3 protein-coding genes and 1 pseudogene are annotated in these 6791 nt (G+C 58.4%); all 4 read right to left on the bottom strand.

What is annotated here, in order from left to right; genetic code table 11:
- Nucleotides 1-211 precede the first annotated feature (211 nt).
- The 4 genes and pseudogenes from C8D82_RS13130 to C8D82_RS13115 all read right to left on the bottom strand — a co-directional run bounded on the left by C8D82_RS13130 (nt 212) and on the right by C8D82_RS13115 (nt 6767).
- A complete protein-coding gene (locus C8D82_RS13130; protein WP_116884745.1) occupies nt 212-2830 on the bottom strand; it encodes a glycoside hydrolase domain-containing protein in 2619 nt (872 codons plus the stop codon).
- Between the two features lie 221 nt (nt 2831-3051).
- Nucleotides 3052-3736 (bottom strand): annotated as a pseudogene (locus tag C8D82_RS13125) (D-lyxose/D-mannose family sugar isomerase).
- 48 nt (nt 3737-3784) lie between these two features.
- Nucleotides 3785-6076, bottom strand: coding sequence for an alpha-mannosidase (locus C8D82_RS13120; RefSeq protein ID WP_116884744.1), 2292 nt, complete (start codon nt 6074-6076; stop codon nt 3785-3787).
- A gap of 19 nt (nt 6077-6095) precedes the next feature.
- A complete protein-coding gene (locus C8D82_RS13115) occupies nt 6096-6767 on the bottom strand; it encodes an SGNH/GDSL hydrolase family protein (protein ID WP_116884743.1) in 672 nt (223 codons plus the stop codon).
- Between the last annotated feature and the right edge of the window lie 24 nt (nt 6768-6791).

Raw genomic sequence — 6791 nt, 5'->3', positions numbered from 1 at the left:
AAAAATTCGTGTTTTTTTCAATCAAGGTCGGCACAATAAATTCAGGAACTTCTCTCGATTCGCGGGAGCAGTTCAAAAAAACAGGAAAACTTGAATTTATAATCAGGGCATCTGATTTGCCGCAAAATATTACGGCAGGTCAGATGCCTTTGATGCCAGATAATGGACATCAGTCAGGCCGTAGACCGGTCAGATGTCCTTACTTTTCATTTTATTCCTCCAATAAAAGCAGTATCCCGCGTCCAGGTTCGACGGGGATCTCCGCGTCTGCATCAAAACGTTCTGCGGTCTGCATTCCATTGATTCCCATGGCATTGAGCGTGCTGAATTTTCGCAGGTTCTCCGGCAACTGTGCGACATCGAACCGGAAACGCACTTTTTCCGTGTGTGGGCTCCATGAGGCGGCTGCCAGAAGCGCCCGGCCGCCGGGATGCAGGAACAGGGTTGCTTTCACCGCAGGCGCGGAACAGCGTACCGCGGGGGCCGCATCGCAAAAGGTGATCATGCGGCTGTGCGCCAGGTCAAAGCTGTCAAACAGTTTCCAGAGCGGCCGCGGGTCGGCAAGCCAGCCGAGACGCCCCGTCATGGCGAAAAGCATCCCGCGCCACGGATTTCCGCCCCGATCGAGCATTTCACTCATCAGACCGAACGGCAGCCCTGAAATTTCCGTCAGGTAGTAATCAGGAGAGGTCCCCTCATAGTCGAACGCTTCTCCGATCCAGAGCGAACTCAGGAACGGATAAAAATGCAGATCGCGCAGGACCGGCGAGGCGTTGCCGTAATTCGGGAAGCGCGGATTGTAGGAATTCCAGGAATGGAGATTCAGAATCGGTTCGCATTTGCGGATGCTCCGGAAAATCGTTCCAAGACGGCGGAAGCCTTCCCGCGAAAGCGAGATGTCGTCGAGGTAAAGCCCGTCAATCGGACAGCGTTCCAGCAGATAACGGAGTCCTTCCAGATAATAATTTTCAAAACGTCTTCCCGGTGCGGTTTCGACTGCAAGATCAAGTTCCCCGGCATGCGGTCCTTCCTTGACGGCTTCCGCCCATGCGGAAAGATATCCGAACCGGCAGTTTGTCTGCAGATAGGGGTGCGCTCCCATCGGCGCGGTCTCGGGGCGCGCCTCGTTGCCCGGACCGGGGAACAGAATCTCGCCGCGCATGGCGGCAAAGGCCCAGAATTCCGGCGCATGCACTGACAGTTCCCGGATGGTATAGTACAAGCAGACCTTCAGTTCTTCACGGTGGGCCTGTTCCACGAATTGCTGCAGGTATGGGAGTGAAGCGGCGGTATACGGCAGATTGATGAACGGATTCTCTTTCAGCGCATGGTGAAGATTGATGACTTCAACTCCTTCGGCACGGAGCCTGGAGAAGAATTCCGGCGTGAACATCTTTTCCAGAGGCAGCTCAAGATCGTGCATGTAGGGATGGAAGAAGCGCTGCTTCAGGTGCCGGACCGGATCCGCTGGCTTGAACGGAGTGAGCTGAAGTTCAAATCCGTAATCCAGCATCGTCCCTGCGGTAACCTTCCGCGCTCCGGAAAAAGCTGTGATTTCGCTGATGCCGCCACATTTCGTCAGCGCAATTCCGCCCTTGCCACCGTTATCCCACGCGGGGGGCGGCGTGATCGGCGAAAAATGATAATAACAGTTCGTCAGCGGAATCCGGCTCGACCGGTCCCGAAGCCGCAGACGGATTCCTCCGTTGAGGTCTCCCAGCCAGAAGCCGTCCTGGTTGCGGCGGGTGTCCCAAAGCCAGCGGAGTTTGTCCGGCGCCGGTCCTCCGTGACGGTTCAGGCCGATGAATTCGCAGCCCGACGCCGAAAATTCCAGCCGCAGATCGTTCAGGGAACACTCCTTTGAGAATCTGATTGAACAGTCGAAAGATGCAAATCCATCATATTCAAGAAATCCAGAGACCGACAGTTCCGCCCCGCACCCCGCGAAGCGGCATCCGGAACGCCATTCGATCCGGTCGGGCGCTTCAACCGTGAAACGGCAGAAGCTGCCGGAGGCTACCGCGGGAAATCCGCCGTCAGGAACAAATGCAAACGGCCTGGAAAGCAAGGACTTGCCGACTGTGCCGAGGCGGTCATTGCTGCCGCAGAAAAAGCTTTCCGCAGACTCGGGAAGTCCCTCCGGCGAGAGCGTCAGCGTGCGTCCGAACATGAAAAGTTTTAATCCTTTTCTGCGGAGCGGCAGGTAAGGTTCGGGAACCTCATGGGAAATCCCGATTTCCGAATCCAGCCAGCGGAGCCGCGCCAGACGGGAATCATCGGATTCGCCGCCGTCGGTCAGCCTTTCCCCGGCGACGGTCAGCGCACAGGGAATCGCGACAGTTGAAAAACCGTCGGCTGTCACTGTAAAATTTCCGTGAAACGTCCTTGCTGTGTCCGGAAGGTCGATCATACACCAGAATACCTGAATCCGTCCCGCCGAAAGGTTGATCTTCTGCTCATTTTCCTGGAGAAACACCCGCACGGGGAGCGGAAAACTTCCGCACTCCAGATGCAGGTTCCCCAGCGCCTGTCCGGGGGACCAGACAGCGATCTGGAATGCGAGGAACTCCCCGGGACGCCCGGTCAGCCGGAGTTTTTCAAGCTCCCCGACCGCGCCCAGGAGCATGACTCCTGCGGGGAGATCAAACCGCGCGACCGGAAATTCACGCGGAATCCCGAAACAGTAGAAATCCCTCGGATATTTTTTCTGGAATTCCGCAATCATTTCAGGAGACGCCGTTTCATGCATCGACAAATCGTCGCCGTAATATTTATGGAATTTCAGTTCGCTGTGAGCGCGGTCTGGAATATTCGCCGTGGTGAATGCCATAATGGAAAGTCCTCTTCAGAATCGGTGAAGAGATCATCGTGATCTCCTCGTCATAATTGTTTTGACTGATTTTTCAGTCGTTTTGTTTCGGCTTTGAAATTGTTTTCAACTGAAAATGATCGATACCCCCAATTTCAAGGCACAATACGCCACTGAAGTGTGCGCTTCATCCCACTTTCAGGTTGCTAAATGAACAGTATTGACCCTTGGGTTGAGGAGCTTTATTTTATCTTCGGCCTGTAGTCGATGCCGAGCAGATAGCGGGCGGGTTCGTCCTCCTCAATCTGATCGAAGCGGGGCATGCCGTCAACGAAACAGTTGTCCGTGAAGTCGTCGTTGACCCGCGAGACTTCGCCGACCATCACGTCGCCGTCACCGTAGAAGAGATGGGCTGGCAGGGGCTGAGGCAAACGCTTTCTCCGGGGGAGAGCACCACCTTGCCCCCCGGCTGAAGTTTGCGCGGGAAAGCGTCCACCGGGACGGTGAACTCCATGTCCAGAAGCCGCTTCTTTGCCGGATCGGCCGGCCAGAGTTCGATCACCAGGTTGCCTCCGCCGCGGTTGATGATATCCTCCTGCTTCTGCATGTGGAAGTGGCGCGGAGTGACCTGCCCGTCGCGGACCATCATGATCTTTTCGGCGTAGGGTTTCGGATAATTTTTTCCGGGGGCGGAGACGAGCAGTCCGTTCCGGGTGGTGAGCAGGATCAGCCCCATCTTTTTGAAGTCGCCGCTCCCGAAGGTGGTGATGTCCCACCCAAGCTGGCAATCGCGGATTTCATCGGGGACGCCGCCGGCCCGGTTCCACTGGCCGGGGGACCAGCGCGCCCACGCGGGCACAAGAAAATGGAACGAGTCGAAAAAGCCAGGGCCTCGTCGATCCAGCCATTCAATTCCGAACGTTTCATGAAAAATTGTCTTTCTATGATCGGATTACGCGATTCATTGCTTTCGGTCTAATTACCCTGAGGTTTGCCGATATTTCCGGATGAAATCATGCGGATCTCATGGGGCTTGAGAACAATCTCCTCGTTCGCATAGCGACAATGCGCCGGTTCTCCGGAGGGGTTCCAGACGGTCGTTCCTTCTTGAGAAAAGCTCTCGGCGACCAATTCGCCGGACAGTTCGGGCAGAGGGGGGCGCGCATGAGGGTTCGCAAACTCCGACGGCGCGTGGCCGGTGATCTCGCGCACCTCGGGGGTCAGCAGCCGCACCGACGCGCGGCGCGGCAGCATTTCCGGGACGACCGCCGGATCGCTGTCGATCCAGAGTGAAAAGTAAGAGAAGCCAAGATCCATCCACCCTTCCCGTTCGAATGATGGAAAGCTCACAAAGTCCGCATAACGCGAGGGGCGCAGAAGCGTTACGCCGAGCATTCCGTCGGAGAGGTTGCAGCTGTAGAGGTCGGGCGCATAGACCGTGACCGCCTCGCTCCCCGAATGGAGCTGACAGAAATCGGTGAATGCGTACTCGGGCGAGTCCGCAGGAGTACGCATCCACGCTCCGTTTACATTGCGAAGCGCATAGTCGCAACTCCAGCGGTAGCGTTCGGTGATTCCCCCGGCGTTGCCGGTGAGCAGGAAATCGGGCTGGGCGGCGAGTTGAATCCCGAGCTTGAGACAGGTAAAACGCTCGTGCCAGTTGACCGCGAGGCGCACCCCCACCTCGGCGATGCCGCGATAGGCGGTCAGCTCCAGATGGACGGACGACTCCCGATAGCGATAGGTCGCCGCGAGAATGCTGCAGACCGGACCATCGGCGAACTCGTGGATGCCGGTGCATTCCGCGTATTCCGACGCGACGCCGTAAGGGGTCATCGTGAACCCCCACACGCCGTTGCGGTCGGGCAGCACCGGGAAGCGGAGCCTGGCGAGGAGTTCGCGCTGCTTCGCAAACCCCAGATTCTCCAGCGGTTCCGCCTTGCGGCGGCTGAATGCGTAGAATTGTTCCTGAGAGGCGCCCAGCGACAACACCGCGGTCAGCCGTCCCCACGGCGAAAGACAGGGCCCGTAGCTGGTGGTCCCCGGCAGCAGTTGCAGCGGATAACAATTGCCGTCGCGGTCGATCAGCGAGGAGAAGGGCTCCCCGACTGCGTTGGGGTCGCTGAACGCATCCATCGCGACCGGCGCAACCACCGGGAACGGATGGGGAGACCACACCTGAAATCCCCCTTCGGTGATGAAATTGAGGTCGGCCGCGCTCTCCGACGCAGCCAGCTCCTCATCCATGTATTCGGTGGCGGCGAAGTCCGCCGCGCCGAGCAGCGAAGTCACATCCTCCGCCAGCGCTTTGCGGATGGAGGAACCGGGCATGATGTCGTGAAAATGGGCGAACGCCGCTTCGCGCCACGGCCTTGCCAGCGTTTCGGCGGGAGCTCCGAGCCGTTCGGCTTTGAGCAGATGGCGGACGGTGCGCGCCGCCGCCTCCTTCACTGGACGGCAAGCCGAGTAAATGCCGCGCGCCGCCGGTGCGATCTCGCCGCGAAATTCGGGCAGTTCGACCTTCCGCTCTTTCAGGTCGGCGAAGAACTCCGCGAGCGTCGCGAAGCGGATCGGGAATTCCTGCCGCGCCTCGTTCAGCCATTCCAGATGCCTGGCGTAGACGCCGCCGCCATGGTCGCCGATGCCGTAGAAGAAGGTCTGAAACTCGTCGCCGTGTTCATGGTGATCACGGATGCGGTCGAAGAACTGTTCCCGACTCATTGCCTGCGGGGTGCCGTAACCGTCACGGGCATGGTGAGCTACGACTTCGGAGCCATCGGCGGCGATCCAGCGGAAGACCGAAGGCAAATGCTCCTGCCCGCGTCCGTAGACATAGGCCGTGAAATCATGCTGGCGGAGGATCGCCGGCAGCATGGCGGTGTGGCCGAACGTGTCAACATTATAGGCGATCGACGCCGCCGCGCCGAACCGGGTGCGGAAATATTCCTGCCCGATCTCGGCCTGCTTCAAAAGGATCGGCAGCCGGGTGATCACCGCGTCGGACTGGACCTCCCAGCCGCCGACCGGCTCCCACCGCCCCTCGCGGACCAGTTCGACGACCCGGCGGAAAAGCCCGGGGTCACGCTCCTCGCACCAGCGGTAGAGGTCCGCGGAGGAGCAACTGAACTTGAAGTCCGGGAACTTCTCCATCAGCTTCACCACCGAACGGACCGTGTTGAGCATACTGCTTCTTCCCGAGGCGCGGGGCCACAGCCAGATCGGGTCCAGATGGGAGTTCCCGATCGCATAGATTTGTTTTGCCGCCATATGAAACTCTCCTGTTTTTTTACAGTTCGTGATTGTAGTCGAATTCTACCGCTCGCAGGAATGCGCGCGCGATGATGGTCGAACCATAGACATTCGGATGCACCCGGTCCCAGGAAATATAACAGGAATAGCAATGCTTCAGCACCTTATCGAACACCGCCTGCAGATCGACGAACAGCACACCGGTTTCCGCTGCGATTTTTGCGCAGGCCGCGCCGTATTCGTCCATGCGTTTGCGCATGGCATCGGAAGAATTCGGTTCGATGAAATACGGGGCCATCAGGACCAGCCCGCCGGACAGCCGGGGCTGGGTTGATACGACCAGCTCCCGGAGGGTGTTTTCGTATTCTTCCGGCGGAACGGCCTGTTCGGGAAACTGTGGAGAATCGAATTGCCGCCAGACATCGTTGAAGCCGATCAGAATGGAAAGCCAGTCCGGGGCAAGGTCGATCACATCGCGCTGCCAGCGGGCTTTGAGGTCGCGTACGTTGTTGCCGCCGTTAGCCACATTGGTGATGCGGACTCGCCGTTCCGGATACACCGCGTTGAGCAGCCCCGAAACGATATGGGGATATCCTTTGCCGAGCGGCTCGAACAGGCCTTCCGAAGGGGCGTCGCCATTGCGTGTACGTCCCATATCCGTTACTGAGTCTCCGATAAACACCAGCCGCTGGCCATTCTGAATCTTCATAATACACTCACTCTTTCTTGAATT

Source organism: Victivallis vadensis, from assembly GCF_003096415.1.
In the GTDB taxonomy this organism is placed as follows: domain Bacteria; phylum Verrucomicrobiota; class Lentisphaeria; order Victivallales; family Victivallaceae; genus Victivallis; species Victivallis vadensis.
Note: the sequence above shows the minus strand (reverse complement) of the source record. Positions and strands in the feature narration are given on the sequence as shown.

What these genes read in the sequence shown, in the direction of transcription:
- C8D82_RS13115 (WP_116884743.1), bottom strand. Translation starts at nt 6,767, where the DNA reads ATGAAGATTCAGAATGGCCAGCGGCTGGTGTTTATCGGAGACTCAGTA.
- C8D82_RS13130 (WP_116884745.1), bottom strand. Translation starts at nt 2,830, where the DNA reads ATGGCATTCACCACGGCGAATATTCCAGACCGCGCTCACAGCGAACTG.
- C8D82_RS13120 (WP_116884744.1), bottom strand. Translation starts at nt 6,076, where the DNA reads ATGGCGGCAAAACAAATCTATGCGATCGGGAACTCCCATCTGGACCCG.